Raw genomic sequence first — 25606 nt, forward strand, 5'->3', positions numbered from 1 at the left:
TTAATCATTATGCTTTTAACGAATGGTATAGTCAATGAATACAATAAAAAACTATTCATTATTGGTATAAATTGGTATAGTTATACCAATGACGACTATTGGTGCACTTGCTCAAAAACGTGTTTAAATAGGCCTTTAACCGACGTTTATAAAAACAAAAAAGCCCTCGACCATTTGTCGAAGACTTTATTATTTTTTATCCAATTAACAAATTGGTTCTGTTCAATCACTCTGTATCTGCGTCAGATTGAATTGACTTATCAATCAACAACCACTCACCATTCTCTTGTTCCACAAAAATTAACAGATAATCATTGTCATCAGTCGAGCTAAACCAAGATACAACACGAACTTTTAATTCTTCTGCATCTACATCAGATTCTAGTGATGGCTTCCCAACCACCGCTTCAACATCAGCTAGCTTAGCGCCACCAACACCTGTGATTTCTTTACTAACCTTCAATTGATCAAAGTAATCTTTTGTCCAAGCACTGGCATCATTGTCGATATTCATCTTAGCGTTTTTTTTCTAGAACTTCTTCAGTCATCACTTTATTTAGTGCAGCTACCTTAGCATCATCTGATTTCTTCTTTGCACGGATACTTTCATCTTCAGCCTTAAGTGCTTTAGCCACTGATTGTGTTTCTTTTGAAACTGGTGCTGGTTCATTACTTTCTAACACCATTGCTAAAATCGCAGCAATGATCGTCACTGCCAAACCAACGTACGTCAAAACCTTCTTATGCTTCTGATTAACAACAAATGCTACAACGATCACGATCAATCCAATAATCGCCAATGCTAGCCCTAATAGTCGTACACCTGAAATAAATGCCAAAATAGCACCTAACGCCCCTAATACAATTCCTGTAATTGGCAATGCCAATTTTTCTTTTTGTTGCTCTTCCATCATGCAATCCCCCATATATCATAAAACAAGTATTCACTACTCCTAAAACCTGTAGTTGCTCTTATTATACAGGATTACACATATAATTTGTCATCATTAGGTCTGTGTTATATATTCTAATGCATTGATTTCATTGAGTTAATGGATATAAAGATTAAATCATAAATTTCTTCTTATACTTCTTTAGCACTTGGTCAGCTTCTTGTGTTGGCGTGACTGTTTTGTCATCAGTTGTTTCTTGATTAGCGATTCGTTTTTCCTTTTTTATTCCAATTTCTGCATGGTTAATAACGGCTGCTTTATTCAATAGGTCTTTTAATAAGGCTTTCATGTCACTTATATCCTTTTACTTGAATTATTTGCTACTCAGTTCATTTTAACCAAGTCACGCTTATTTGTCAGTGCAGAAACAAAAAAGAGCCAACTCAATGAGTTAGCTCTTTCATGATTAGCTTTATTCTGTTGGGACCCCAGCAGCTTGCATTTCTGCGACAGACACTTCTCCACCATATAGGTTTCCAGTAGTCTTAGCTTCTAGTCCAAGTCCTTCACGGATAACATCAGTAACACGTTGTTGTTCTTCACGAGAAACAACTTCTGTACTTCCTGATGACAACATTTGTCCCTTACCTTGTACGAAGTCGCTTGTAAGCTTACCCAAGGCACTGTTGTACTTCAAACCTAATGTCGTCATGTTTCCGAACGTCAAATCAGTTTGGGCTGAATCAGCCATAGCGTCCAAGAAGTCCGCTGACAATAGCAATTGTGGGTTCTTAGCGACCTTGTGCATGATAGCTTCTAGCACCAAGCGTTGACGTGCTTGACGTCCATAATCACCTTCTCCATCAGCATAACGCATACGTGAGAATGCCAATGCGGCCTTACCGTCCATTGTATCAAAGTGCTTTGTCACACCATCTTCACCAGTGTGTGAGTATGATGATGATCCTTGTGTGAATGAGTATAAGTTACCAGCATCTGCACGGGCAGTATCTGGGTTAAAGTCGAATGTTAGTGGTGAAACAACTTGAATACCACCAATCTTATCAACAACCTTTTCTAGTCCACCCATGTTAACCAAGGCATAGTAGTCGATTGGCACATTCAACCAGTTTTGCACAGTTTCAATGGCAACACCGGCAGAACCAACTTCATACGCTGCGTTAATCTTTTGTGGGAATGGTGGGTTCGCACCAGGAATAGATACTAGTGTGTCACGTGGGATTGAAACCATACGTGTTTCTTTAGTCTTAGGGTTAATTGTTACTAACATCATTGAGTCAGTACGCCCTTTGTACTCACGTCCCAATTCTCCAGTGTCAGTTCCTAGCAAAAGAATAGATACAGGCTTACCATCGCTCAATGCCTTATCTGTATCACGAACCTTTTGAATATCTGCTGATTGATAACTTTGATCGATTGCGCTCTTGGCTTGGAAGTACACATATGCACTTGCTCCAATACCCAATGTCAACAAGGCTAGTAAAGTAATCAAAACCACCTTGGCCCAGCGCTTCTTCGGCTTCTTTGGTTTCTTAGGTGAATTGTCTTTACCAGCTGTACGGCTAGCATCTAGACGCTCCATGCGTAATGATTGTTCATCTGCCATAAAAAATCTCCTCATTGGATGTATTTATCCGATATAGTGTTATTTTAAATTTTATCACAAGAACTTAAAATCTACATAAAAAATTACAAATAAAAAGCCTCCAAACAAATTGGAGGCTTTTATACTTACAATTAGATTGTAAGCAATTCTTTTTCTTTTTCAGCTGCGATAGCGTCTAATTGCTTAACCGCTGTATCTGTCGCCTTTTGCACGTCTTCTTCAAGACCACGTGCTTCGTCTTCAGACATTTCGCTTGCCTTCAAAGCCTTCTTGATGTTATCCATTGCATCACGACGAATGTTACGTACGGCAACCTTAGACTTTTCGGCTTCTCCCTTAACGTCCTTAGCTAGATCCTTACGTGTTTCTTCAGTCAATGCTGGAATCACCAAACGAATAACTGTACCATCGTTAGCTGGTGTCAATCCCAAATCAGATGCGAAGATTGCTTGTTCGATGTCCTTCAAAGCAGACTTGTCGAAAGGTGCAATCAAAAGCACACGTGATTCTGGCACTGTAACAGATGCCAATTGGTTCAATGGTGTTGGTGCACCATAGTAATCAACTGTAACTGGTCGCAAGATTGATGGGTTAGCCACTCCTGCACGAATTTGTCCCAATTCACGTTGCAAGGCATCAGCTGCCTTTCCCATACGTTCGTTGGCTGTGTTTAAAATTTCGTGTGCCATTAGTTAGCCTCCACAGTTGTTCCAATGTTTTCTCCAAGCACGACACGCTTAATGTTTCCATCAGTGTTCATGTTGAAGATAACAAGGTTAATGTCATTATCACGTGACAAAGTTGATGCTGTAGAATCCATAACCTTCAGACCCTTTTCGATAATATCTTGGTGTGACAATGCAGTAAACATTGTTGCATCAGGGTTCTTACGAGGATCATCAGAGTAGACACCGTCAACACCGTTCTTAGCCATCAAGATAGCTTCGGCGTTGATTTCAGCTGCACGAAGTGCTGATGTTGTATCAGTTGAGAAGTAAGGTGAACCTGTACCTGCTCCAAAGATAACAACGCGTCCCTTTTCAAGGTGACGCACAGCCTTACGGCGAACATATGGTTCTGCAACTTGACGCATTTCAATCGCTGTTTGCACGCGAGTTGGTACGTCATTTGATTCAAGGGCGTCTTGTAGAGCCAAAGCATTCATAGTTGTTCCAAGCATACCAACGTAATCGGCTTGTGCTCGTTCCATACCCATTTGTGCTCCAGCTTCCCCACGCCAAAGGTTTCCACCACCAACAACAATGGCGATTTCAACTCCTAATTCGTACACTTCCTTAAGTTGTGCAGCAATAGCATTAACCGTTTCCGGATCAATTCCAAAGCCACGACCACCAGCAAGTGCTTCTCCTGATAACTTCAGAAGGACACGCTTGTACTTTACGTCTGCCATTTTATATCACCTGTTAAGCCTAAGCTTAACCGATTTGCGCAGCAACTTCAGCCGCGAAATCAGTAGTTGCCTTTTCGATTCCTTCACCAACTTCGTAACGTACAAAGGCTACAACCTTAGCATCGTGTGAAGCAACGAAGTCACCAACAGTTTCCTTGTCAGCAGCCTTAACGTAAGTTTGTTCGTTCAAAGTGTTTTCAGCCAAGAACTTAGCCAAACGACCTTCAACCATCTTTTCCTTGATGTTTTCTGGCTTACCAGCAAGGTCTTCTGAGTTCATCAAAACTTCCTTTTCGTGGGCCAAAACATCTGCAGGAACTTCTTCACGGCTTACGTACAATGGGTTGATTGCAGTGATGTGCATAGCAACATCCTTAGCAACTTCCTTGTTAGTTCCGTCAAGCAATAGAAGAGCTGATACACGTCCACCCATGTGTGAGTATGCACCAAATTCTTGTGATCCATCCTTTTCCATTACAGTGAAACGACGCAAAGTGATCTTTTCACCAGTAACTTGAGTAGTGTGGATGATCAATTCGTTCAAAGTTTGACCGTCAACAGTCAATTCCAAAGCAGCTTCAACGTCTGCAGGAGAGTTTTCAACGATTACTTGCGCAACAGTGTGCAACAAGTCGTTAAATTCCTTGTTTCCAGCAACGAAGTCAGTTTGTGAGTTCAATTCGATGATAGCAGCCTTGTTACCATCAACAGTCACGTATGTCATACCTTCAGCAGCAACAGCTCCGGCCTTCTTAGCAGCCTTTGCCATTCCCTTTTCACGCAAAACGTCAACCGCCTTGTCCATGTCACCGTCAGTAGCAACCAACGCCTTCTTGGCGTCCATCATTCCTACTCCAGTCTTATCACGTAGTTCCTTAACTTGTGCTGCACTAATTGCCATATCTATGGTCTCCTTTTTATTTCAAAAATTCATCTAACTCATTATACACAAAAAAACGCCTTGTTTCCAGCATAGCAGTACTAGATAGGTAAAATTTTTTATCAATCTAGTACTACCTTTTTGTCTACATTTTTATCATATCAATTAAATATCGTTTAGACAAAGAAAAAACCGTGTTATGACTAGATACGGGCATTCTCTTTCCAAAAAAGTTGTTCTTTTCATAGAATTTACCGGATTACAAAATACCACGTCGAACATCTTGTCTTAACTTCGCTATCCTTAACTTACACAGAAACTATAATCATCTATTTATATTTAAATCTGATTTTGTTTAGAAAGGCTCGTCATGAAATACGTTATTTTTTTAATTGAATTAATTTTATTCGGTATTTGGTTCTTCATCCATCCCGATAATTTACTCCTAACAATTTTAGGTGTCATCGTTATCATCATTGTGTCGCAAGTGTTCCATACTATCTTGTATGCACGCTAATTTACGTACATACGAACAATCGAAATAAAGAGAGCCTTCAAAAATTGATTGAAGGCTCTCTTTATTTATTAAAATATTTAATTAATTAATATCCCTAAATACCCGGCGTAAATTTTTGATATGCTTCATGCAATTTCCGCTCAATTATCTCTGGAAGTTGCGCTTCCAACTCTGCAGTCTTCTTTTTTAGGAATTCTACATATGCAGCTTCAATCATTTCCTCTTCTTTCGGCGTCATTGATATCGTTCTCCTTTCTATATTTTTTCTTTAGCTTTTCGTTTAGACCAATTCGTATACAATTTTGTTAACCCTTCGAAACATTGATTCGATGTTTTAACTTTATTAAACGCACCTTGAGATTCATCCATAAACAAGAGGACTAAATGACTCATATTTACATATACAACCTCATCTAAGACGACATCATAATTGATATAAATAGATAAATACTCTAATTCCAGAAACACATCGATATATCCCAATTCTGATTGAATATTTGTAATTAGTTGCTCCCGTAACGCCAATTCATATTGACTTGTTTCTTGTTTAGTTGATTTCTTATCTAAGAGTAGGTGCTCAATCTGAAGCTGTTTTTCCACTTCCCGTTCGATCACTGTCAACTCATCGTTCAATTTCTCCTTGCACACAGTACGTAATTTAGATATTTCAGGAACCACTTTTTTTGTAAAGATATCCATCACATGTACTGTGTGCTTTAATGTGGCATCTAAAACGGTCTGCTTCTTCTTGTTTATCAGCTTTATTTGATTGCTTAATGGCTATTAACATTCCAGTCACCCCTAGTACACTCACAATATAAGAAATTGCTTTTAGTAAAACGAGTGTATTTGAAATCCATTCGATGTCCTTCCACATCTCAGTTGCCTCCTTATTTTCAGTATATCAATAAGGAATGCTATTTATTTAAAATATGCAAATTTAATCCACTTAATTTTTATTTTTGCATAAAAAAAAGACAGACCGGAGTCTGCCTTCTTTAAGAAGTTAATTAACCTTCAACCTGTTTTGATGTATTCAGCATTTATCAGCATGTATTTAACCTCTACATTTATATAGGAAGAAACCTATTAAACATTTGCTGAACAATTTCGACACGTCCCCAATTTGTCCCCTAAAATTTCACAAACAAAAAGCCCTGATTAGCTAGTATTCACTAACCAATCAGGGCTTAATTTGTATTTAATTATAAGGCAATAAGTGCATCAGCGTTAAACCAGATGATGCCAACTGTACCCATTGAGATACCAACACCATTAGACTTAGGATCATACATATCGATAGTGCCGTGATTGTACGCCTTCGCCAAACGTACACGGTCGCCTACCTTAGTAGGTAGTTGATTACCACGGCTAATGTTATCTACGTAAGCCAGTGGAATGCCGTTGTAAGTCCAATTAACATTCTTTGAGCCGGCTAACTTGTAGTTAACGAATTGCCACATACCATTGACGTGCTTAATTTCATCAACTCGAATATCACCATACGCAGTGTATTGATGATTTGCAGACTTGAATTGTTCAATGGCTGTCTTAGGCTTTGATGGCTTGTAGCTAGGCTTAGATGTTGCTTGTCCCATATGATACTTAATACGCTCAATAAAGTAATCTTGAACAGCAGTCCAATCTCCGTGTAACTGAATAGAACGAGACGGGCAAGCCGTTGCGCTAAGTGCCTTGTGCAAGATGACAGTATTACGATTAGGTTGAATGCCATATCGCATAAAGATTTGCGCAGCTAGCTTCAAAGCGTTTTCTTCGTTCTTCTTGAATTGTTCCAAGTTCCCGTTAGATTGACAAGCTTCAATCCCAATCAGGTTGGCATTACCCCATTGGTTACCACTGTGCCAAGCGATTGAGCTTTCATCAGCGACTTGCAACGTACCATCTGAACATACGTAGTAGTGCGCATATCCACTCGTTAGATCCTTTGTAGATAGGTAATTGTCGTAAGCTTGCGTAGTGCTTGCGTCAACCCCTTCATCATTATGGATAACAACTCCTAATGGGTTGTGTCCACGGGGCATATATCCTAATCGCTTATCTGCAATAAACATATTAAACGTCCTCCTTAACTTGATTAATGTAGCCTTCCAATTGTTCCTGTGTGAACTTATGCGCGATGCCGTTCTGTGCCAAACGCTCGTTTAGCATGTCAATCGCATCTGCTTTCTTGTTATCAGGTAGATAACGGTTCGCTTGCCCGATTGATTCCACAACTTGAATTGCAAAGCCTAGCGCCAACTTCACACGTTCGTTCTTGGCTTTCAGGCGCAGTGTCGTAAACACTTGCACGAGCACTGGACTAATAGTCCCGAGCAAAATAAAAACGCCTGTTAAGGCGTTAATGTCAATCTTCATCTGTAAATACCTTCCCTTCCATTTTGATTAGTCGAATTTCATGTTCATATAATTGTTGAGAATGAGCTGCATTTGTTTCATTCAAGTCAGCACGCATTTCTTTTAGTGGTTTCGTAACGTACTTGTTTAGCAAGAAACCAAACCCACCAAACATACTCCCGAATGCCGTAATACACATTACGATTAATCCCACGATGTCATTCGCAGTTGTTGGCCAAAAATTTACCATAATGACGCCCCCTAAATTCCGTCTTTTTTATCTTCATTAGACGGCCACTTCTGACCAGTAATGTACTCATAATCCAACTCCTCCAACTTAAACGTTGGTAAGTAAACTACAATGTCATACACTTCTTCTGGCGTCATCAAACCCATTCGATATAGTCGCTTGTATGTTTCTCGCATTAGTTATCTCCCTTTGATTCAAGTTCAGCTAGGCGATTTTCGATAGCAGAAATTGTTCTAGCTTGTTTTTCATTAGTCATAGTCAACATCATGTTTGTCTTACTAAGTTCCGCAATTGCCATAGTTGTTGTAGCCATATATTCGTCGATTTCACTAGGTTTTTCTGGTGTAACCTTGTCCAAATGAACACGCCATTGTTCTGGTGTCACTTCACGCCAATCTTGAATAGTACGATCGAATACCATTACAGATACAGGGAGTGTTTTAGCACGGACAGGTACTTCTGTATTCTCAATACCGTCTGTCATATCAGGTAAATCACTCTCTCCGACCCACATCCCATTTTGTTTGTTGAATTGTTGAAATTGTTTCATAATATCCCCCTTACTTAATTACAAGAGTGCTGGAAATGTCGTAGTATCCACCAGCAATAACATCGCTAGGTTTACCTGCAATACCGTGTTTTTGCATCGCAATGCGACCACCACCCGTTAACATAGCAAAAGTGGCCCACCCAGCGCCAACTTGCACACGAGCTTGCGAACTTTCAAACGTGACAGGTAGACCAGAAATGATATCCCACGCCTTACCAATTCCTGATGTATCGTTCTTTAGCGTAACTTTCGGCGTAACCAATCCGATTAGTTCAACGTGGTCTCCAACAATTCGATACATTGGCGGATGTTCTCCAGCGACAAAATCAGATGTTAGATACTTCGTTAGTGGCAACCACTTAACGCCCCATTCAGATACAGTCTTCCACTGAGTTAGTTTAGGCGTAGATGTTAGCCCGCTAATCGAGCGAGCCCTAATTACTCCATAATCACCACCGGCGAACGTCATAGCAGTTTCGTAAACAGTTCCGTCAGATACTTTATGGCGACTGACCATCAACCAGTCATTTTCCACTGGATTGTTCGCTACCTTGTTACCACTGTAATAGCTAATTTCAGTTGTACCGGCCTTCATAGCACGCAGAACTTCTAAATCATTTAGATCCCGAACGGGTTCGTTAGCCCCGTATCGAGTAATAGCAGTACCCGTAATGTGGCCTTTAATAAACTGGGTAAATTCATTCAAGCCTGTTAGTACATTATCAGCCGCCTTTTCAGCTACTCCGTTATCTTTAACGGTTTGTTGCCATAGCTCAACGAGTGTTTCTAAACGCTTGATATTCCCTAAGGCATCCCCTACATTGTTGTCCATCTTTTGGAGCAACGCTCGCATTTCGTCTAGAGACTTGTTAGTCATCTTTTCAAGCTCAGCAATAAGCTTTTCTGCTTCGTCGATGTAATGGACGTTGTCCCCTACAGATAAGTGTGCTAGGTTGTTGTAAACTTCTAACCCGATCGGTACAGTCGAGATAGTTGTATCACCGTCCTTTTCGTAAACTTCAAATTCGGCATTTTGATACTCCCCCACAGCCAAATAGATTTGACGTGGTAGTGTAATTTCAACTAGACCAGCTTGCGAATTGATGATACGAGTAGATAATGCTACACGCTTGTACTTCCCCTCTGCATCGTGTCCTTGGAAACGTACATCTCGGCCGTCCAAATTCATTGGAATCAGTGGGTCTTTGGGGTCATTAGTTCGTGCACGTTCTTTTAGCGCAAGATAAATCTTACGTCCTGCATCTCCCTTGTCCCCATTCAATTCGTCAATATACATAATGTCGGTAGACTTGATAGTTGTGTCGACAACGATAAATTGCCCTTGCTTAACAGTTGGAATACTCATTCATTGTTCTCCTTCCAAATTGGTTTAATAATGTGATGTTCGTATGGATTTGATTGCGCAACATTTGCGTACATCTCGCCGTTGTCGTACCATACTTTTTCTATCTCAAACTTACGTCCTTTGTCGTACCCATACCAGTGTCGATTAGATACAACAGCTTGGTCATCTGCCCCTTGCGGGATGGTCTCTACAATCAAACTTGCGCGTAAATCCGGTAACCAAGCGCTAGTGTATAGATATCCATTCTCGTACCAGTCTGCTTGGTAAACTGCAGCGCTTTTATACCCCAAGTCTTTTACTACTTGGCGCATATCAACATGGCGAGCAAACTTAACGAAATGCATGCCATTTTCGTTATACTTGGCAGTCCAGTAGGCATCTAACGCTCGTACCATAACTTTATTTCCAGCCATAAGTTGAACTGAATATTGCGCAGAATTGAAACCAGTAATCGGAATACGTTTACCGATACGAGCAGTTCTGTCTCGTAAGTTAACAATGCACGTTGCAATCTCGTTTCGAATCATGCTGGAGACTAGTAATGTGACTTCACTACTATCACGACTGACGACTGCACTATCGTTAGCGTGACCTAGTGCATTGTCTTGTGGCGTGTCCAGTTGAGACCCAGATAACAAGTCGCCTAAATCTCCAGTGGCTACAAATGATTGGCGTTCGTCGTGCCTGTTCACAACAGATAACATCATTTTTCCACCAGTCGCTCCAGTTGAGCCAAATACGTAATAGTTATCGCCATCAAACGCAGCGCCTTGCGTCGTACCCCATTTTTGTTCCAAGGTGGCCTCTACTTCCCATTCTGTGCTTTTGACTGGTTCAAAATGCACTTCTGGGGCTTTGTTGATGTCGACACCCATTAAGTTAACCGCGCTCGTTACAAACGCCAGTCCAACAATCAAATCATTCAGCTTTTGCCTAGCCACACGATCCACAGTCGCCACAACCAAGCCATCAATTCGTAATTTACGTAGTCGAACAGCAGCATCCCCCATCTCGTCAATAAACAAATGGCGAATAACTAGGGAGTTGTATTGCTCGATAACAAAATTAAAAGCCCTACCGACGTGTCGATAAGACTTAGATGTATCTTGATGTAGCAATGGTGTTAAATCGTCGTACGAACCGATTTCAGTGCCGTACATTTCAGCAATTGCTGTGTCAATCTGTTTAATCGTTGTTGATACACGCAGTAACTCGGAATTAAGTTTAGTCACATCCACTATTCAACCTCCTTTCTTAACCACGACAACTTACCATCGTTTGAAATTTCAGCTACCCACACCGTACCGTCAGGACTTGTTAGACTTAATGCTAACTGTGATAGCAGTTCGTCTACTTCTTCTTTGGAGTAAAGTTCAGGCAGGTCGTCAATCGCATCAATATGCGTTCGTGCGTATCCCGCTACTCCTGTGTCAGGGTCAGATACTCGACATATTGGTATTTCTTCTGTCATTTTTTCTCCCTTTTAACAAAACCATCTACCCATATATTAGGTATATTGTTTTGAGTATTTTGTGTTTCTTTTTTTAACTCAATCAGCTCTCGCTTACGCGCTTTGTCGCTATCCAAAAAGTTACGTCTCTTATTGTTAAGCGTGATTTTAATGGCATCACTAACGAGGGGTGCTTTCTCGATAGATACGATTTGAACTGGTGTAGATAGCATTTGTTGCGAATTAACAACAGTCCATTCTTCCCCTGGGTAAACATCATTTACGCCAGACGTTAGCTCCACATCAATAGATACACTAGGTTGTGTAACTAATTTACGCTTAGCTTGTTTTTCAGCGCTTTCTTTGCCGTCCTTACCAACTTCTAAGCGATCTTTTTCCTTAATTCCCCAACGCTTAATGCTTTCGTTGTCTCGCACGTAGAACGGCTTAAATTTAGGTTTATCATCAGTTGAAATAACATATACCTGATTGACGATGTTTTCTGTTTCCCAATCCAACTTCATATTTTCGGCATTGTGTAAGTATTGGATAGATTTGTTGGTCTTTTTAATCCATGCCGCTTCGGTATAGACACCAACGGTCTTGTTGTCAGGATAGACGCAATACACGTTAAATTCATTCGCTAGCATGCTTAGACCACTAACAATGTCGGTATTCCCGAAGTCGGTTAATTTCTTATTTGAGTTGAAATTACCGTGTAATTTGTAAGTGTATCCGTCACCGACCGTATCGAATAAAAACGACAACGCTTGATCCAGAGTGAAATTAACATCGCCCTTCTTTGTCTTAGGTTGCATGCGTTGATTCAACTCGAAAAAGATGTGACGGGCAGTAATAGATATACGACGATGATATCCGGTCGATGTATCTGTCATCATCTTAATAACATACGTTTGTCCGCCGTATCTGATGTAGTTGTCAGCACCTAGCAGACCAAACGACAAACTCCCTGTGTCTACACAATCAAACGTCAATTCGTATACAGAGTTCTTTTCCCAGTGACTTCGAAACGTATCGTGGTCAATACAGTCAAGCAATAACTCTTGATTAGTAGCTCTGTCTTGTACAGTAACTTTATCCATATCTACCTCCTAGAAGTACAGGAATGGGAACTTAATTTCTAATTTAACATTAGAAACGCCCACTACCTTAATATCGTTCCAGCCTTTCGCTAGTGAGATGTGACCGAAATCTGTCTTGAGATTAGCGTTCCCGTTAACAGTGGCTAACGTTTGATTAAGCACGAACTCATCGCCTAGTTTCAATTGAGAGTTAATTGTTATTGACGTCTTTGTAGTCTCGTTTTTAATCGTGAAATTAGTATCAGTCGATACACCATTCAACACCAATCGCAAGTCGTGCTTATGGATATAAGGGTCAATTGCTACATCGCTAGGGTTAAACACCTTAATAGCTGAACCGTTAAATGTGTACTTAGGTAGGTTATCTAAGTCTAGGTTCATTCCAAACTGCAACTTATCTGCATGCAGCAACAATTCAGTACTTTCGAACGGCGTAACTCGATACCCCATAAGATTTTGAAACTCTAACTCAACTACACTCGTTGACGACATGTCAAACGGCGTAACTTCAACTGGATTAGGTATAACGTAAGCACTTTTGGCTGGTTCGTCTGACGACCTAATGCGAACTAAGCCACGATTATAAAACAATCGCATCAATTCGCTTTTCAGCAAATAAAAATGCTCCATACTATCACCAGCCAATAGGATTTTCGTAACAATCGCCTGCGGGCCAAACGTTAAGTCGTTCAACCTAGAACCGTCACGAGTGCGCATAGCGTACAAATCAGGAATTGGTTGCGGACTACCTACATGCATCTCTAACAAGTGAGCGCTTGGCATCAACTCATTCAAACGATATTCAATATTGTCTTTTTTGATATACAGTTCTGGCATATTGCTCCTTTCTACAACGTCTGTGCATTGCGATTCCGCTCATCTCGCGCCATTTCTTCGTAACTATTCGAACCAAACAAGTCCCGTCCCGTAGCTTGAGACATGGCTTGTAAAATAAGTTTCGCGGTACGATCAATAGAACTCATACCAGCGCCTGACGTACGGTTAAGTTGACCAATCGCATTTACCAAACCGCCGTCTGTTGTGCTATCTGACGACACTCTGCCAACTTGGTTATTACTTGCTAAACGAGCTACATCACGTCGCTCTGACATGATTGAGTTAGTCTCGCTGGCATTAAAAATACGTGTTCCCTTTGGCAAAACCGTTCGCACATTGCGTCCTGCTGGTAAGTATTCATCCCCGCTAGGCAATCGAACCAATTCGCGATAGTTCGGCCCCTTTTGGTCATTAATCATAACTGGGCCACCCATAAAGTTAGGGTCTCCAGTAGCACGTTTTTGTTCTTGATACTTAGCGTTCAACTGAATACCAATCTCGCCCGGCAGTGACGCAAGAGCAGTGTTTGCTTCCGAAACCGCTCCAGATCCATTCCAATAGGCATTAATTGGCTTATTCTTTACTTCCTTGCCGTTGTAGTTCCCGATAGCAGTTATTCCAGAATCTGCCGCTTGTTCAGCGTTGTACGCATTAGCTGTCAGCATTTTTTCCTGTGGAGTTTTGGCATCGTACTCGCCCAACTTAATACCTGCAGTTTCAAGAGCTTGTAGCACGTCACTGTTTTCCATCAACAACTTTTTAACTTGTGGATTTAGCACATCCCAATCTTTTTGGGTCTTAATGGCCTCGTTCACTTTTCCAGACGAATGGTCTTCGGTTAATAACTGCTTAATCTGCGCTGGCAAGTCGTTCCAATTCTTGATGTTACTTGTCGCATCCTTAGCCACAAGCGGTGCATTAGATTGTGCAATCAACTTCTTAATTTGTGGAGACATACTATCCCACTCACCGATATCTTTTAAGGACTTCTGAATAGTTTCTCCAGAGTTAGAACTCATTACAATTTTTTTGACTGAATCAGGTAACTTATCAAATTCAGCCATGGCAGTTTTATCATCTAGTAGTGTTTGCGCAACATTACTGTTAACAGTGGCTTTCTTTTCCTTAAGTGTCATTGAATTCCACTGACCAGATTGAATTGCCGCTTCCGTGAAAATTTGACGCGCGTTAGATCCAACATTAGCTTCCTTAGCCGCTAACTTCATTGAGTTCCATTCGTCCTTTGATTTCATAGCCTTGACTACTTCTTCAACGGCGTTAGTTTTCAACTTACCAGTCTTTTCATCTAGCACTATTGAATTCCAATTATCAACAGCTTCGGTCGTCTTTGAATCAGCATCACTTGTTGCTGAAATCACAGCAGACATGTTCTTTTTAGCGCTATCTCCTACTTTATCGTAAGCTTTTTGGGCATCCTCAAGAGTTGTCCCCATTTTCGCAAATTGCATGCGCATGACGTTCTCATTCTCGCCGTTAGCTTTCATAAGCTCGTATGCACGGGCTATTGAACTTTAATTTGCTTTATCCTGCAAATCATCTAACTCACTAATACTAGCCTTATATTCGTCAGACGATAGCATACCTTTGTCATAAAAATCTTTAACCGTGGCGCGTTGCTTATCGTAAGACTCAACTGTCTTACTTGCTAAGTCCGCTAGACCCTTAACGCTCTCTCGGCGTTGTTCAGAGGTCATATCAGTAACGCTTGCATTAAGGTTGCGTAAGGCTTCTTTTTCTTGTTCAGCGTTAAGACCCAAACTTTTTACACTCAACTCATTCATTCTTAAACGAGATTGGTGGATATACTGTTGTTGTTCAAGAGTTTCTTTTCCTGATTGTTGCTCGATATTTTTAATCGTTTCGCTAATCTTTTTAGACTCGTCGGCAATATCTTTATTTTTATTTTCAAAAGCCTTTTTAGCCTTGTTTAGAGAATCTTGCAAGTCTTTAGGCAGTAATGAAAAACCTTCGCTTATCTTCTTGTTGGCATCGGTAATATTTTTTTGCACTTCATCATTCATATCACTGAATGCCTTACCGACTTCCTCAGACGCAAGCTTACCGTCATCAGTAGTCTTAGCGAAAGATATGCTGATATCACTCTGGGTGTTTTTAACACTATCTAATGCCTTACCAGCACTCTCACTCACACCATCTCCCCAGCGTTTTGCATGAGCTTGACCTTCCAACCACTTTACACCACCTATTGCCACGCCTAGCGCTGCAACTACTCCTACAGTTCCTGGCACAACAGGGTTCATCAAACTAATTCCTGCTACTGCCTTAGTTGCACCCCCAGCTAGCATACCAATACCAGCTGATGCACTAGTTGCGCTAGTTCCTACCATTCCAATAGCAGTTGCAGCACCCTTAGCGGCTTGCATACCATTGAATGCAGCGTGCATAGACACAGCACTAGTTGTTAATTTACCGAGAACCAATGCAGTAGGTCCTGCCGCCATTGCTAGGAGTCCTAACTTGACGATAATCTTTTGAGCTTCTGGATCTAAATCACTAAATGCATCGGCACACTTTTCGACGAAACCAGCGATATCACGAAAGGCTGGCGTTACAATTCGGGCAATAGCAATACCAGCATCTTCCAATGACCCCATCATTTGTTCGATAGAATTATTAGCATTATCTTGCATCGTTCGAGCCATTTCATCGGCCGCACCAGCTGAATTATTCAGACTTTCCGTAAAATCATCATAGACACCTGGTGCTTCCCCAACCAAAGCCATCATTCCAGACAATGCTGTTTGTCCAAATAACGTTTTCAAAGTAGCTGCACGTTGTTCATCTGACATCTTAGCCATACTTGTTTTCAAGTCACTAAGAATGTTACTAAACGGCTTCATCTTTCCTTGAGCATCGAAGTATGTAATGCCAAGTTCTTCCATTGCATCACGTGCTTCTCCAGTTGGCTTAGCCATTCGAGTAAGGGCCATACGCATTGTCGTACCCGCCTGTGACCCCTTGATTGAATGGTTGGCCATAACTCCGATTGCTGCACTTGTTTCTTCTACGGACATCCCCAATTGATGAGCAACTGGAGCAATATACTTCATGGCTTCACCCAAATCTGATGTGTCAGTAGCTGCACTAGTTGCCGTTTTAGCCAATACGTCAGCCACACGGCCAGCTTCTCCCGCTTCCAAACCAAATGAACGAAGTGTACCAGCTGAAATTTCAGCCGCTAAACCAATATCTTTACCAGATACGGCAGCTAAATCCAAAAGCCCTGGTGTGGCCGCCATAATTTCGTTAACGCTGAAACCAGCCATGGCTAGATTTTCCATACCCTGTGCAGTTTCACGAGCGCTGAATGCTGTATCCTTACCGAGTTGACGGGCTTGTTTTTCCAACTTTTCCATCTCTGCTCCAGTCGCACCAGAGATAGCTTTAACACGACTCATACCTTCTTCAAAATCAAATCCAACTTTAAGCGCCATCGCTCCAATTGCGCCCATTGGTAAAGTAACTTTTTTAGTTAGAGAACTCCCAACGGTCGTCAATTTTTCTCCAGCTGAATTAAGTGCACCAGTCCAACCTTGTGTTTTGACTTGCATCTCTGCCATTTCACGACTGGTATCCACAAATTGTTGCTTGTAAGCATTTAATTTAACAGTGCTTTGATCATACTCTTGGCGAAGTGCAGCTTGTTCACTACCAGTCAGCTTACTCATTTGAGTACTGTCGTTAAGAACCTTATTATATTGACTGGTAATCTTCTCCATATTTTGAATTGAGCTACCAAGCATACCTATCTTCGCTTTGGTAATTTCAAGCTCTTGTCCACCACGGCGTGCAGCAGCAGAAAATGAAGAAAAGTTACGAACTCCACCCTTAATATCACGCTCTAATTTACTAACACCATCGGTGACACCCTTACCATCTAAACCAACGGTAATCTTCATTTTCCCTAAACTCATATCCGCCATTGTGGTAGACCCCCTTTTACATTTGTTGTAGTTCTGCCATTGACATCGACGTGAAATCTACACGTTTGACTGGCTCTTCTTCCGTTTCTTTCTTTTTATCGTCTAGCAACATCATCAACATTGACACATCAGTCGCATACACATCATTGATTGTGAAATTAGCGTAATTCCGCACAATCGCAATCACTAATTCTTTTAGCATCTTTATCTGCTTGCGAATTTGCTTAAGCGATTGAGACGGACTTAATCTTTTCCCGGCACTTCACGCTTATCATTTTTAGAATATTGATCCATGACATATGTTTGAACGTACGGAATAATCTTGTCCATTGCGTTTGCACCTTCAAGCAACGCATCTACTGTTACACGCTTGTCGTTGAACAAGTCCGCAATCATTCGCAAACGTTCCTTGAAAATTTCAGTAGAACTAGGAATGTCTGGAACTTCAGGCACTGGCACATCGTCCATATTGTCTCCGTCATTTGCCCGCTTAACGTATAATTCCCATTCTGCTTGTTGAGCAAAGATAGATGCCAGCTTTTCTTCGTACTCCAACCACTTAATGACTTCTCGCAATGAGATAAAGTCCTTTGTAACCAACTCGTCTTTCCCTGTTTCTAAGTTGCGAATTTTAATTTCTAACATCTATCTTTTCTCCTTTTAATATATGTACAGGGCGTTCCACCCATTCGGCAGTTTAGGCATACTGGCTTGCATCTAACTACTTAGATGTCTCAACTTCCACCTTTTCAGGTTCGGCAATCTTACCTTCCAAAACTTCCCACAACTTATCCTTACCCGGACCGTCTCCGATACGTGTAACCACAACAGCTCCGTCAAATTCAGAACCTGACTTGACGTAGTTTTGAGCAGAGAATGTGTAACTAGCGCCTTCTGGCTTGAAATCTTCCCCTGGATCAAGTGTCTTGGCTTCGAAGCCTTCTGAACGTGTCATCACACCATTTAGCAATGCGATGTAAACAGGTTCCCCAGTGGCGATGTGACTTTCCGCAACGATAGCCATTTGTGGAGCCTTCGTGTCCTTACCCATGATAATGTTTCCATCAGCAGTGATTTCACGGCCTAGCCATTCGGCTTCAACTTCCATTGGGACGTCAAGCAATGACAATTCAGCAGATACTTCACCAGTTCCGCGAGCATCTTGGTAATAAACAATGTCAGAAGCTGGAATACGGACAGGGTCCTTTGAAAGTCCAGTCAACTTAATTTCTTGAGTTCCACCTTCTCCCTTACGTCCTTCGATAACGAACTTCTTAACTTCGCCAGTTTCAGTTCGCAAAAAAGCATGCAAGCGTTGGAACCCGTACATAACTCCACTATTTGGAGTGAATGATTGTGCCATTAGTTAAATCTCCTTTTTCATAAATCGGTATCGACGTACTACAACTTGTAGATAATCGATTGCATCAGAAAAGGCGTCCCCAATTCTGAGAACGCCCTTGTTTAGTAATAATTGTTCAACCTTGTCAGACACTTCCACAGCCGTTTCAAAATCTCCAGCTTCCACATTCACTTGGATTTCAAAACGACGCTTAGTCGGCTTATTGCTGGCCCATTCTTCGGGACTGCCATAATCGCCAGGGATCAGGATAATATTCGCTCCATATTCTATGGGCTCAACATCTTCTACTTGATGAATACGTGCCTTTTGTCCAGCAGTCAGCTCCATAATGTCTTGGTCGTCATTGATCAATTTAATAATTGACCAAATATCTATTTGTTCAAAGATTTCAACACCGCCTTTCGTGCAATCAGACGAGCAGTCGTCCCAATTGGTGCTAATGTCCCCTTCAACTTACCATATCCGTTCGGCCGAACACGCCGTAACCCGCCATTTGTTTTGCGAGTATACCCGAATTCTTGCAAGTGTATTAACTTCACACGTTGCTTAGGCCCTTTCCAACCGATTGAAACGGACGTAACACCACCTATACCACCAGGATTAATTTTGTAAGTTGTTTCTTTGACAGTCGCACCAGTGTCTTTATAACCACTCTCAACATTCTTGACGATTTCTTTACCAGCTCTACCAGCCTTCTTAGCGAAATCGTTTGAAATATCAATCACAGCTTGACGCCCTAACTTCTTCTCAATGTTATTGAATATTGACTCTAAGCCTTCCACCCTGAAATCACTATTTCCCATTATCCACCTCGGTATATAGCCCGACTGGTTGCTTAGTCTTGTGGACAAGCAACTTAGTGTGTCGCCCATTAGACACATCATGAATAACTTCGTCAATTTCAAAATAACCAACAGCACCAATACGAATATCATTGATTTTGACAACCATATCCGTGGTAATGACTGCTGTATTTAATTGCGGAATAACAAGCGTTAGAGATGACTTCTCAAGCTTTAGTCCTAGGATAGCTATATCTTTGTTAGACGGCTTGTATGCCAGCCCCAGTCCCTTATAGAAGCGATACAACATAAACCTAGGCTTTCGCCCATCATCGGCCGAATTAGTACTCTTGAACACTGTAAAAGGCACGTTCATCTCGCTAGCTTGGTAGCGTTGGTTCTTTTTACGCTTCCGCTTGTCCAACATAACTCTTAGCCCCCGTCTTCAGCGCCAAATCATTGATTTCAGCTCGGTAGTTATCGAAAAAGTATTCTCCCTGGTCATTAAACACGTACATAGCACGAGCGATAATCAACTCCCGATAAGTCGCATTCTTCAAGTCTGAAACGCCTGTAAAATCAGTAATCAACTCCACTGACGCATCTAGAATACCCTTTAAACGCTCATCTTCTTCATCGTGAAAAAGTTTAAGCGATTCTTTCAAAGCATCGAGCAACTTTTCAGCGGTAAAATCTCCACTTAATGGTTTGTAATCCATTGCCCGCCTCCTTTTCGACTACTTAGTAACAGTCTTGTCTGTCTTCTTTTCTTCCAAGCCAGTTGGTACCTTGATTGCATAAACACGAGAAGCGTTGTTGTCAACAGCCTTACCGTAAGCGTATTGCTTAGCGACGTGTAGATCCATGTCTTCCATTGCCAAAGTTTGGTCGAATGCAGACACGTTCAATCCACCGCCGATAGCGGCATCGTAACGAGATGGGATGTATGCAATAGCTTCCCCTTGCTTAACACCTTGTGCAGGTAACAACTTCATACCCATTGGGTAATTTTCCACGTATACACCAGAAGCGTTTTGCACAGTGAACTTACCACGCAACAATACGTATTCAGCTGGTGAAACAGCGAAGTATACAAAGCCGTCAGTCTTCAAAATCTTACCGTTTTCAGCAACTGACAAATCTTGTGCGATTTGTGCGACTTGTTCAACAACATTCGCTGTATCAGCAAAATCCAAAGTCCCTGAAACTACCTTCTTCTCGTAAACAGTCTTCTTGTCAACAATCTTACCCTTGTTCAAGTCACGGTCTAGACCGATTGGCATAGTTGACCCGTCTCCAGATACAAATGCTTCTTCCAATGCAGTTGCCATAGCTTCAACAATTTGATCAACGATAAACTTCTTCAACCATTCAGGGCCGAAGTCCTTAGCGTCCTTAGGGATAGCTACGAATGAAGTCAACTTGTTGTGCATTGCGTCTTCAGTTACGAATTCAACATCTAGTTGACCCTTGATGTCCCCGTAAATGTCTCCCCATACAGCTTGGCCTGATGTTTCAGCCTTAATGACCTTCAAGCGCAAACCAGTGTGTTGCATGTTCAAAGAAGCAAGGAATGGGTGTTCTTGAGACAATGCGTTAAACACTTCGTTAATAGTGTCTTCTGGCAAGGTCTTGGGGTCCTTTGTCCCCACTTCTGTATTTACATTAGCAAAGAACTTATGTTCGGCTGCTGACATCGCTACACCAGCTGACTTACCAGCTTGTGCGTCCATTACCATATCATCTACCATGCTCTTCATCTTTGTTTTGAACTTAGCTTGTGCTGTTTGTTCCAATTCCATAGCCATAATATATAATTCTCCTTTTTTAATTAACCAAACATCTTAGTAATAATTGCATTCACAACAGCATCAGTATTAGCTTCTGTTGCTGGTGTTTCAGTGTCTTCTGGCTTTTCGTCAACCTTCTCATCGGTATCCTTGCCGTCCTTTTCAACTGTCTTCTTAATTGAATTAACAGCGTCCAAAATTTCCTTCAACATACTTTCGGAAGTATTTTCAACCGGCTTCTTTTCTTCGTTATCCATTACAATCTCCTTTGCTTGGGCAACCATTTTTACCTTGTCTTTTTCATCAAACATCAAATCGTCAGCGAAACCTAATTTAATCGCTTGACCCGCAGTCAACCACGTTTCTGCTTCCATCATCTTTTTAACATCAGCCCGTGACGTCTTTGATTTAAGCGTATATGCATTAATCATGTTTTCATTGATAGTCAACAACGCTGGGTCATCACTACCATCTTCCATGAACGAATTGTGAATCATAATGCACCCAGTTGGGCTGATTAACACCTTATCTCCAGCCATTGCGATAACAGATGCTGCGCTCCCTGCCAAACTCATAACATTGACACGCACGGTCTTATCAGACGCACGCAGCAATGAATAAATCTCACTACCAGCGAATACATCGCCACCCCCTGAATTGATATTGACATCAACGGTGTCAGCCTTTTCACTCGCCAAGGCTTTCTTGATATCAGCAGGGGAAGTCACTAGCAAATCTTCTTGGCGCATAGCTTTAGCCACGTCATCGCTGACGATTTGTCCTACAATCTCAATCATTCAATCTCTCCTTTCTTTTCATAATTCTTCGTCAAAACGAACTCATCTCCACCTTCCACTGGTGGCAAATCAAAGTAATCAGCTGCCATATTTCGAGTAAGTACACCGGACGAAATCAACTTATCAATTTGTTCTGCGCTTTCGAAAATAGATTGGTCGTGTCGGAACGACATCTTAATAGCCAACTCTAGCTTCTGTTCTACTTCGCTTTGCAACAGCGTTTGGATAGGCCTGATAACGTTTTGGCGGTAAGTAGCTAAAGCCCCTGAATTATCAGCTTGCTCCCCATATAGCAGAGCCACAGGGATCCCTAGAATACTTGCTGCATCTAGTACAACCATTTTCTTCAACTTAGCTAGCTCATCAGAACCAAACGACTGATTGACACCAGACTTGAAATTCTGCTCTTCGTATGACAAACCTTTCAATTGCGGAACAATCGCCACTTCGTTTGTCTCAATACTCTTCTTGATTTTTGCAATCATTCGAGACATGACAACAGATTCATCTTCTTCCTTTTTCGCAAAATTGTTGTTACCTTCAACTTTAAGTAATGCGCGCAATTGGTTTTTTCGCTTAGCATTCCCCATAATGTATTCGTACAAGGTGTCTAATTCACGATTGAAATTATTAAAATTGCGTTGCCACTCTTCCGTTGAAAGTGTCATATACCAGACTTCATCGTGATTAAACGTCCGCTTAAACGAATACTCATTCACTTGTACATACTTGTACTTATTTCCGTAATTCGTTGACGGTTCAACTGCGAAACTATCAGCAATTAGCAAATCTTTGCTATCGTTCAACACGACTAGCACTTCATTATCAGTGACCAGTTTGTATACCACGTCACGCCAAAATTCAGACGCATTCTGATTCTTATTTGGTGCTGTATTCAACTTCTTAAATACAGCCTTTTTATCCACATCGACTTTTAAATTCATAAAAGAACGTGAAATATAATTAGCCACAATCGTCATCCCATAGTCGCTCAATGATGATCTAACTCCCTTGAAAAACTCTTGGATAACAAAATCGTCTGATGACGGGTCCCGACTGTTGCCTTTTAACACAAGGTTCGTAAACCAACCCATTAAAAATCCACCTCCATAAATGTATTGAAAGCCGCGTCCATATCGACCGCTTCCTCTAACTCATCAGCTCGGTACATAGCGAAAACGAACGCCATAAATCCATCAGTCTTGCGCCTACGCTCTTCACGTTTCAGATATTCGTGTCTACCTTCTGACGTTGTATGAACCAGCACATTCCATGTGTACCAACGCATGATAGGGACATCCCCCCACGCGAACTCTTTGTTAGCAAAACCCGCTTCAATACGTGGTGCCAACAATGCAGACACCGACTTAGAACTACGAATAACATCAAAATTGTCATATCCGGCCACAAAAAAAGACTGACGTAAATAGTCAGCCCGAAAGGTATCTAAGACGATTCTGTCAATGTTGTACGTATCACGTCTTGCATCAAACCAATCAACTACCACGCTGGCGTCAATTGTTGGCGTTTCAAGCACTGTTAAATCTCCCTTACTCTCCCATTCTTTTAGCGGGGCAAATACACGGCTACCTTTTATATCATCAGCTGGTATATTGTATCCCATGTGTTTTTCAACGAAATCTTTAGTTGCGAACGAGTGTGTTTTCCAGACGTACTTTCCGTCAACTTTGAATAGCAATCCAACAGCAGTGAAATCACGTACACTTGAAAAGTCAACCGCACCTATCGCCATACTTCCAGGTGGTACATCAACTTCCTGATTAGTGGCGGTAATTTCTTCTTTGCTAGCCACATTCTTGGTTGTATCAGTGGCCGGCAAGTTCATACGCTTGGTTAAAAATTCAGCACGCTTACTATCATCTTCAGTCATGCTCTTATGTTGCTTTTTAATCTTTTCAAACAGACGCGCACCATAATTTGATAATGGCTTAACCAACATTGGATTAGCCAACTCCCACATCTCCGGATCATCAACCTGCGCTTCATCATCTAGTTGCGCAATAATAGGGAGTAACGTGTCTGGTGTTTCGTCTCCGTTTAGGACCTTATCAGCTAAATCTAACTGCTTATCCATAAATCCACCACGGACATATCCCATCGAACCAATCATCAAGGAACGAGACTCAGCGACCTTACCAAGTCCAGATTCAAAGACATTAACAATTGCATCAGTTTCGTAAGCGTGAATTTCATCAAACACAACTAAGCTATCACGGGCCCCGTCTTTTGTTTTGGCATTAGATGTGCGAGGTGTAATAATACCGTGCATTTTTTTGCTAGTTATCTTCTGTTTTAGATGGTCAAACGACTGTTTTAATTTCACGTTATCATCAACTGCCTGGTAAATTTCATCAACAGAAGTCGTAGCTTGATTTAGTGAATTCGCAACAATTCCAACGTTATAGTTACGTATACCATTTAGTTCTGAAATCAAAAATGCTGATAAAGTAGAAGTCCAACCATTCTTTCCTGCACCCCGGCCCAACACTAAAAGTATGCGGTCGAAAAATGGCTCATTTGTATCTTTTCGATATAAGAAAATTAATGCATTACAAAATTTTTGAAAGTCAGTATGTGGAAAGAAGTATTTCTCGGAAAAGTCATTTAAAGCCTCAATTCGCTTGTCATCAAAATATAAATCATCACGAATTAAAACCTCCTTCACTAAAACATCCAATAACTTAACTCGCCGCTTATTCAACTTTATAGACCCATTTTGGTAAGAGTTTATGTAATCTTCTACATATTTATGTCTAATCATAATAGTCCCTCACCACTTTCAGGATTGTTAGCTTCTAACAATGATTTGGCATCTAATCCGAGTGTTTTTAAGATGGCATTCATAGCCGTATTAATCTTTTGCTTTTCAGTTACAGCTGGATTCACTTTATGATAAATTTCCTTACCACCTACGACATCAATCATCACACCATTAGCTTTAATGTCCTTATCCAACTCACTCAAGTCGTCCCAAAACTGGCTATACCGCTTGATTAAATCTTCTTCGTATGCTGTAATTGTCCTAACAGCAGAAATGCACTCAAAAAGGCTAGTTTCCACTTGGATTCTGGTCTTTTTTTGCATACCCTCCCCCCTTTCTGTAAAAATAGGTCTTTTTCATAGAATCGACCCTCTCCCCCCGGTTCTCAACGTTCGTATTTTGCTGATTTTTTTCGACGGGGGGTATATTTTATTTTCTTATTTCCAACTCAACCAAACCACTCGTCGCCAGCCTTAGTTCTAGACTTGAGCATCACGCGGTACTTGTCGTGCTTAGCGTTGTGGCACATGCGACACAGCGATTGCAGGTTGTCCGCATCTAACACTAGGTCAGGTCTATCTATAATAGATAGTATGTGGTCAACTTCAATCACAACATCAGGAGTGCGATCAGTTGTAATAACACCCTCGGCTCTACAACTCAAACACTCGTGGTGGTCACGCTCGACTACCCAGTTGCGTAGTTGTCTCCACCGCTTGCTACGATAGAAACGAACTCTATCTGCCTTGTCATAGAACGTCTTAGGTACATCACTACTCATCTCTATCGCCTCTCTTGAACACATATGTTTATTTGTGTCTCTATTTTTTGGCCACAAAAAAAGAGCAACCATTCCTGGTTACTCCGTTCTCTTATCTTTTGCTA

Annotated in this window: 36 protein-coding genes; 1 reads left to right on the forward strand and 35 read right to left on the reverse strand. The window is 41.3% G+C overall.

The window, feature by feature from the left end:
* Positions 1-226: 226 nt before the first annotated feature.
* The 7 genes from KHQ31_RS04710 to tsf all read right to left on the reverse strand — a co-directional run bounded on the left by KHQ31_RS04710 (position 227) and on the right by tsf (position 4832).
* Positions 227-514: a hypothetical protein gene (locus KHQ31_RS04710; RefSeq protein WP_213408305.1), complete on the reverse strand. Its 288-nt coding sequence runs from the start codon at positions 512-514 to the stop codon at positions 227-229.
* A 1-nt stretch (position 515) separates the two neighbouring features.
* Positions 516-914: a hypothetical protein gene (locus tag KHQ31_RS04715; RefSeq protein WP_213408307.1), complete on the reverse strand. Its 399-nt coding sequence runs from the start codon at positions 912-914 to the stop codon at positions 516-518.
* A gap of 151 nt (positions 915-1065) precedes the next feature.
* The gene (locus KHQ31_RS04720; RefSeq protein WP_213408309.1) at positions 1066-1242 is read right to left on the reverse strand and encodes a hypothetical protein; all 177 of its coding nucleotides are present in this window, start codon (positions 1240-1242) and stop codon (positions 1066-1068) included.
* Between the two features lie 123 nt (positions 1243-1365).
* Entirely contained in the window at positions 1366-2520 is a 1155-nt protein-coding gene (locus KHQ31_RS04725) for an LCP family protein (protein ID WP_213408311.1), read from the reverse strand.
* Positions 2521-2651: 131 nt separating this feature from the next.
* On the reverse strand, positions 2652-3209 hold the full coding sequence (frr, locus tag KHQ31_RS04730; protein ID WP_213408313.1) for a ribosome recycling factor: 558 nt from the start codon (positions 3207-3209) through the stop codon (positions 2652-2654).
* Complete coding sequence (gene pyrH, locus KHQ31_RS04735) at positions 3209-3931, reverse strand: UMP kinase (RefSeq protein WP_213408315.1); 723 nt, start codon at positions 3929-3931, stop codon at positions 3209-3211. Before pyrH ends, frr begins: the two co-directional genes overlap by 1 nt.
* Positions 3932-3956: 25 nt before the next feature.
* Positions 3957-4832 (reverse strand): translation elongation factor Ts, encoded by an 876-nt coding sequence (gene tsf / locus KHQ31_RS04740; protein WP_213408317.1) that lies wholly within the window; start codon positions 4830-4832, stop codon positions 3957-3959.
* Between the two features lie 349 nt (positions 4833-5181).
* Here tsf and KHQ31_RS04745 point away from each other — a divergent pair, with 349 nt between their 5' ends.
* A complete protein-coding gene (locus tag KHQ31_RS04745) occupies positions 5182-5328 on the forward strand; it encodes a hypothetical protein (RefSeq protein ID WP_213408319.1) in 147 nt (48 codons plus the stop codon).
* Positions 5329-5422: 94 nt separating this feature from the next.
* Here the strand turns inward: KHQ31_RS04745 and KHQ31_RS04750 are convergent, their stop codons facing one another.
* From KHQ31_RS04750 to KHQ31_RS04885, 28 genes are all read right to left on the reverse strand, one after another.
* A complete protein-coding gene (locus tag KHQ31_RS04750) occupies positions 5423-5566 on the reverse strand; it encodes a hypothetical protein (RefSeq protein WP_213408321.1) in 144 nt (47 codons plus the stop codon).
* A 17-nt stretch (positions 5567-5583) separates the two neighbouring features.
* Positions 5584-5949: a hypothetical protein gene (locus tag KHQ31_RS04755; RefSeq protein ID WP_213408323.1), complete on the reverse strand. Its 366-nt coding sequence runs from the start codon at positions 5947-5949 to the stop codon at positions 5584-5586.
* Positions 5950-5995: 46 nt separating this feature from the next.
* Positions 5996-6205: a hypothetical protein gene (locus KHQ31_RS04760; RefSeq protein ID WP_213408325.1), complete on the reverse strand. Its 210-nt coding sequence runs from the start codon at positions 6203-6205 to the stop codon at positions 5996-5998.
* 328 nt (positions 6206-6533) lie between these two features.
* On the reverse strand, positions 6534-7403 hold the full coding sequence (locus tag KHQ31_RS04765) for an N-acetylmuramoyl-L-alanine amidase (protein WP_213408327.1): 870 nt from the start codon (positions 7401-7403) through the stop codon (positions 6534-6536).
* Position 7404: 1 nt separating this feature from the next.
* A complete protein-coding gene (locus tag KHQ31_RS04770; RefSeq protein WP_213408330.1) occupies positions 7405-7707 on the reverse strand; it encodes a phage holin, LLH family in 303 nt (100 codons plus the stop codon).
* On the reverse strand, positions 7697-7936 hold the full coding sequence (locus KHQ31_RS04775; protein ID WP_213408333.1) for a hypothetical protein: 240 nt from the start codon (positions 7934-7936) through the stop codon (positions 7697-7699). Before KHQ31_RS04775 ends, KHQ31_RS04770 begins: the two co-directional genes overlap by 11 nt.
* Positions 7937-7947: 11 nt before the next feature.
* Entirely contained in the window at positions 7948-8112 is a 165-nt protein-coding gene (locus tag KHQ31_RS04780; RefSeq protein WP_213408335.1) for a hypothetical protein, read from the reverse strand.
* Positions 8112-8486 (reverse strand): hypothetical protein, encoded by a 375-nt coding sequence (locus KHQ31_RS04785; protein WP_213408337.1) that lies wholly within the window; start codon positions 8484-8486, stop codon positions 8112-8114. Before KHQ31_RS04785 ends, KHQ31_RS04780 begins: the two co-directional genes overlap by 1 nt.
* A 10-nt stretch (positions 8487-8496) precedes the next feature.
* The gene (locus KHQ31_RS04790; RefSeq protein ID WP_213408339.1) at positions 8497-9852 is read right to left on the reverse strand and encodes a BppU family phage baseplate upper protein; all 1356 of its coding nucleotides are present in this window, start codon (positions 9850-9852) and stop codon (positions 8497-8499) included.
* Positions 9849-11090 (reverse strand): hypothetical protein, encoded by a 1242-nt coding sequence (locus tag KHQ31_RS04795; protein WP_213408342.1) that lies wholly within the window; start codon positions 11088-11090, stop codon positions 9849-9851. The genes KHQ31_RS04790 and KHQ31_RS04795 overlap by 4 nt, the downstream gene beginning before the upstream one ends.
* On the reverse strand, positions 11090-11323 hold the full coding sequence (locus KHQ31_RS04800; RefSeq protein ID WP_213408344.1) for a hypothetical protein: 234 nt from the start codon (positions 11321-11323) through the stop codon (positions 11090-11092). Before KHQ31_RS04800 ends, KHQ31_RS04795 begins: the two co-directional genes overlap by 1 nt.
* Positions 11320-12405 carry a prophage endopeptidase tail family protein gene (locus KHQ31_RS04805; protein WP_213408346.1) on the reverse strand — a complete coding sequence of 362 codons (1086 nt, stop codon included), beginning with the start codon at positions 12403-12405 and terminating at the stop codon, positions 11320-11322. The genes KHQ31_RS04800 and KHQ31_RS04805 overlap by 4 nt, the downstream gene beginning before the upstream one ends.
* A 9-nt stretch (positions 12406-12414) precedes the next feature.
* Positions 12415-13242 (reverse strand): phage tail domain-containing protein, encoded by an 828-nt coding sequence (locus tag KHQ31_RS04810; protein WP_213408348.1) that lies wholly within the window; start codon positions 13240-13242, stop codon positions 12415-12417.
* A gap of 11 nt (positions 13243-13253) precedes the next feature.
* Entirely contained in the window at positions 13254-14711 is a 1458-nt protein-coding gene (locus KHQ31_RS04815) for a hypothetical protein (protein WP_213408350.1), read from the reverse strand.
* A gap of 63 nt (positions 14712-14774) precedes the next feature.
* Positions 14775-17207 (reverse strand): phage tail tape measure protein, encoded by a 2433-nt coding sequence (locus tag KHQ31_RS04820; protein ID WP_213408352.1) that lies wholly within the window; start codon positions 17205-17207, stop codon positions 14775-14777.
* Between the two features lie 16 nt (positions 17208-17223).
* On the reverse strand, positions 17224-17409 hold the full coding sequence (locus tag KHQ31_RS04825; protein ID WP_213408354.1) for a hypothetical protein: 186 nt from the start codon (positions 17407-17409) through the stop codon (positions 17224-17226).
* A gap of 41 nt (positions 17410-17450) precedes the next feature.
* The gene (gene gpG / locus KHQ31_RS04830) at positions 17451-17852 is read right to left on the reverse strand and encodes a phage tail assembly chaperone G (RefSeq protein ID WP_213408356.1); all 402 of its coding nucleotides are present in this window, start codon (positions 17850-17852) and stop codon (positions 17451-17453) included.
* 76 nt (positions 17853-17928) lie between these two features.
* Entirely contained in the window at positions 17929-18570 is a 642-nt protein-coding gene (locus tag KHQ31_RS04835) for a major tail protein (protein ID WP_213408359.1), read from the reverse strand.
* A gap of 3 nt (positions 18571-18573) precedes the next feature.
* A complete protein-coding gene (locus KHQ31_RS04840; protein WP_213408361.1) occupies positions 18574-18897 on the reverse strand; it encodes a hypothetical protein in 324 nt (107 codons plus the stop codon).
* A gap of 44 nt (positions 18898-18941) precedes the next feature.
* Positions 18942-19373, reverse strand: a complete 432-nt coding sequence (locus KHQ31_RS04845; RefSeq protein ID WP_213408363.1) for a hypothetical protein — start codon at positions 19371-19373, stop codon at positions 18942-18944.
* Positions 19363-19779 (reverse strand): hypothetical protein, encoded by a 417-nt coding sequence (locus tag KHQ31_RS04850; protein WP_213408364.1) that lies wholly within the window; start codon positions 19777-19779, stop codon positions 19363-19365. Before KHQ31_RS04850 ends, KHQ31_RS04845 begins: the two co-directional genes overlap by 11 nt.
* Positions 19757-20071: a head-tail connector protein gene (locus KHQ31_RS04855; protein ID WP_213408366.1), complete on the reverse strand. Its 315-nt coding sequence runs from the start codon at positions 20069-20071 to the stop codon at positions 19757-19759. Before KHQ31_RS04855 ends, KHQ31_RS04850 begins: the two co-directional genes overlap by 23 nt.
* Positions 20072-20089: 18 nt before the next feature.
* Complete coding sequence (locus KHQ31_RS04860; RefSeq protein WP_213408368.1) at positions 20090-21160, reverse strand: phage major capsid protein; 1071 nt, start codon at positions 21158-21160, stop codon at positions 20090-20092.
* A 23-nt stretch (positions 21161-21183) separates the two neighbouring features.
* The gene (locus KHQ31_RS04865; RefSeq protein WP_213408370.1) at positions 21184-21939 is read right to left on the reverse strand and encodes a head maturation protease, ClpP-related; all 756 of its coding nucleotides are present in this window, start codon (positions 21937-21939) and stop codon (positions 21184-21186) included.
* Positions 21936-23033: a phage portal protein gene (locus KHQ31_RS04870; protein ID WP_213408372.1), complete on the reverse strand. Its 1098-nt coding sequence runs from the start codon at positions 23031-23033 to the stop codon at positions 21936-21938. Before KHQ31_RS04870 ends, KHQ31_RS04865 begins: the two co-directional genes overlap by 4 nt.
* Complete coding sequence (locus tag KHQ31_RS04875) at positions 23033-24721, reverse strand: terminase TerL endonuclease subunit (protein ID WP_213408374.1); 1689 nt, start codon at positions 24719-24721, stop codon at positions 23033-23035. Before KHQ31_RS04875 ends, KHQ31_RS04870 begins: the two co-directional genes overlap by 1 nt.
* Positions 24718-25044: a P27 family phage terminase small subunit gene (locus tag KHQ31_RS04880; protein WP_213408376.1), complete on the reverse strand. Its 327-nt coding sequence runs from the start codon at positions 25042-25044 to the stop codon at positions 24718-24720. The genes KHQ31_RS04875 and KHQ31_RS04880 overlap by 4 nt, the downstream gene beginning before the upstream one ends.
* A 125-nt stretch (positions 25045-25169) precedes the next feature.
* A complete protein-coding gene (locus KHQ31_RS04885) occupies positions 25170-25574 on the reverse strand; it encodes an HNH endonuclease (RefSeq protein WP_319606725.1) in 405 nt (134 codons plus the stop codon).
* Positions 25575-25606 lie beyond the last annotated feature (32 nt).

Origin of the sequence: Weissella ceti (assembly GCF_018394055.1) — a bacterium.
Classification (GTDB): domain Bacteria; phylum Bacillota; class Bacilli; order Lactobacillales; family Lactobacillaceae; genus Weissella; species Weissella ceti.

What these genes read in the sequence shown, in the direction of transcription:
- KHQ31_RS04710 (WP_213408305.1), bottom strand. Translation starts at nt 514, where the DNA reads ATGAATATCGACAATGATGCCAGTGCTTGGACAAAAGATTACTTTGAT.
- KHQ31_RS04715 (WP_213408307.1), bottom strand. Translation starts at nt 914, where the DNA reads ATGATGGAAGAGCAACAAAAAGAAAAATTGGCATTGCCAATTACAGGA.
- KHQ31_RS04720 (WP_213408309.1), bottom strand. Translation starts at nt 1,242, where the DNA reads ATGAAAGCCTTATTAAAAGACCTATTGAATAAAGCAGCCGTTATTAAC.
- KHQ31_RS04725 (WP_213408311.1), bottom strand. Translation starts at nt 2,520, where the DNA reads ATGGCAGATGAACAATCATTACGCATGGAGCGTCTAGATGCTAGCCGT.
- frr (WP_213408313.1), bottom strand. Translation starts at nt 3,209, where the DNA reads ATGGCACACGAAATTTTAAACACAGCCAACGAACGTATGGGAAAGGCA.
- pyrH (WP_213408315.1), bottom strand. Translation starts at nt 3,931, where the DNA reads ATGGCAGACGTAAAGTACAAGCGTGTCCTTCTGAAGTTATCAGGAGAA.
- tsf (WP_213408317.1), bottom strand. Translation starts at nt 4,832, where the DNA reads ATGGCAATTAGTGCAGCACAAGTTAAGGAACTACGTGATAAGACTGGA.
- KHQ31_RS04745 (WP_213408319.1), top strand. Translation starts at nt 5,182, where the DNA reads ATGAAATACGTTATTTTTTTAATTGAATTAATTTTATTCGGTATTTGG.
- KHQ31_RS04750 (WP_213408321.1), bottom strand. Translation starts at nt 5,566, where the DNA reads ATGACGCCGAAAGAAGAGGAAATGATTGAAGCTGCATATGTAGAATTC.
- KHQ31_RS04760 (WP_213408325.1), bottom strand. Translation starts at nt 6,205, where the DNA reads ATGTGGAAGGACATCGAATGGATTTCAAATACACTCGTTTTACTAAAA.
- KHQ31_RS04765 (WP_213408327.1), bottom strand. Translation starts at nt 7,403, where the DNA reads ATGTTTATTGCAGATAAGCGATTAGGATATATGCCCCGTGGACACAAC.
- KHQ31_RS04770 (WP_213408330.1), bottom strand. Translation starts at nt 7,707, where the DNA reads ATGAAGATTGACATTAACGCCTTAACAGGCGTTTTTATTTTGCTCGGG.
- KHQ31_RS04775 (WP_213408333.1), bottom strand. Translation starts at nt 7,936, where the DNA reads ATGGTAAATTTTTGGCCAACAACTGCGAATGACATCGTGGGATTAATC.
- KHQ31_RS04780 (WP_213408335.1), bottom strand. Translation starts at nt 8,112, where the DNA reads ATGCGAGAAACATACAAGCGACTATATCGAATGGGTTTGATGACGCCA.
- KHQ31_RS04785 (WP_213408337.1), bottom strand. Translation starts at nt 8,486, where the DNA reads ATGAAACAATTTCAACAATTCAACAAACAAAATGGGATGTGGGTCGGA.
- KHQ31_RS04790 (WP_213408339.1), bottom strand. Translation starts at nt 9,852, where the DNA reads ATGAGTATTCCAACTGTTAAGCAAGGGCAATTTATCGTTGTCGACACA.
- KHQ31_RS04800 (WP_213408344.1), bottom strand. Translation starts at nt 11,323, where the DNA reads ATGACAGAAGAAATACCAATATGTCGAGTATCTGACCCTGACACAGGA.
- KHQ31_RS04805 (WP_213408346.1), bottom strand. Translation starts at nt 12,405, where the DNA reads ATGGATAAAGTTACTGTACAAGACAGAGCTACTAATCAAGAGTTATTG.
- KHQ31_RS04810 (WP_213408348.1), bottom strand. Translation starts at nt 13,242, where the DNA reads ATGCCAGAACTGTATATCAAAAAAGACAATATTGAATATCGTTTGAAT.
- KHQ31_RS04815 (WP_213408350.1), bottom strand. Translation starts at nt 14,711, where the DNA reads ATGCAATTTGCGAAAATGGGGACAACTCTTGAGGATGCCCAAAAAGCT.
- KHQ31_RS04820 (WP_213408352.1), bottom strand. Translation starts at nt 17,207, where the DNA reads ATGGCGGATATGAGTTTAGGGAAAATGAAGATTACCGTTGGTTTAGAT.
- KHQ31_RS04825 (WP_213408354.1), bottom strand. Translation starts at nt 17,409, where the DNA reads ATGCTAAAAGAATTAGTGATTGCGATTGTGCGGAATTACGCTAATTTC.
- gpG (WP_213408356.1), bottom strand. Translation starts at nt 17,852, where the DNA reads ATGTTAGAAATTAAAATTCGCAACTTAGAAACAGGGAAAGACGAGTTG.
- KHQ31_RS04835 (WP_213408359.1), bottom strand. Translation starts at nt 18,570, where the DNA reads ATGGCACAATCATTCACTCCAAATAGTGGAGTTATGTACGGGTTCCAA.
- KHQ31_RS04840 (WP_213408361.1), bottom strand. Translation starts at nt 18,897, where the DNA reads ATGGAGCTGACTGCTGGACAAAAGGCACGTATTCATCAAGTAGAAGAT.
- KHQ31_RS04845 (WP_213408363.1), bottom strand. Translation starts at nt 19,373, where the DNA reads ATGGGAAATAGTGATTTCAGGGTGGAAGGCTTAGAGTCAATATTCAAT.
- KHQ31_RS04850 (WP_213408364.1), bottom strand. Translation starts at nt 19,779, where the DNA reads ATGTTGGACAAGCGGAAGCGTAAAAAGAACCAACGCTACCAAGCTAGC.
- KHQ31_RS04855 (WP_213408366.1), bottom strand. Translation starts at nt 20,071, where the DNA reads ATGGATTACAAACCATTAAGTGGAGATTTTACCGCTGAAAAGTTGCTC.
- KHQ31_RS04860 (WP_213408368.1), bottom strand. Translation starts at nt 21,160, where the DNA reads ATGGCTATGGAATTGGAACAAACAGCACAAGCTAAGTTCAAAACAAAG.
- KHQ31_RS04865 (WP_213408370.1), bottom strand. Translation starts at nt 21,939, where the DNA reads ATGATTGAGATTGTAGGACAAATCGTCAGCGATGACGTGGCTAAAGCT.
- KHQ31_RS04870 (WP_213408372.1), bottom strand. Translation starts at nt 23,033, where the DNA reads ATGGGTTGGTTTACGAACCTTGTGTTAAAAGGCAACAGTCGGGACCCG.
- KHQ31_RS04875 (WP_213408374.1), bottom strand. Translation starts at nt 24,721, where the DNA reads ATGATTAGACATAAATATGTAGAAGATTACATAAACTCTTACCAAAAT.
- KHQ31_RS04880 (WP_213408376.1), bottom strand. Translation starts at nt 25,044, where the DNA reads ATGCAAAAAAAGACCAGAATCCAAGTGGAAACTAGCCTTTTTGAGTGC.
- KHQ31_RS04885 (WP_319606725.1), bottom strand. Translation starts at nt 25,574, where the DNA reads ATGGTTGCTCTTTTTTTGTGGCCAAAAAATAGAGACACAAATAAACAT.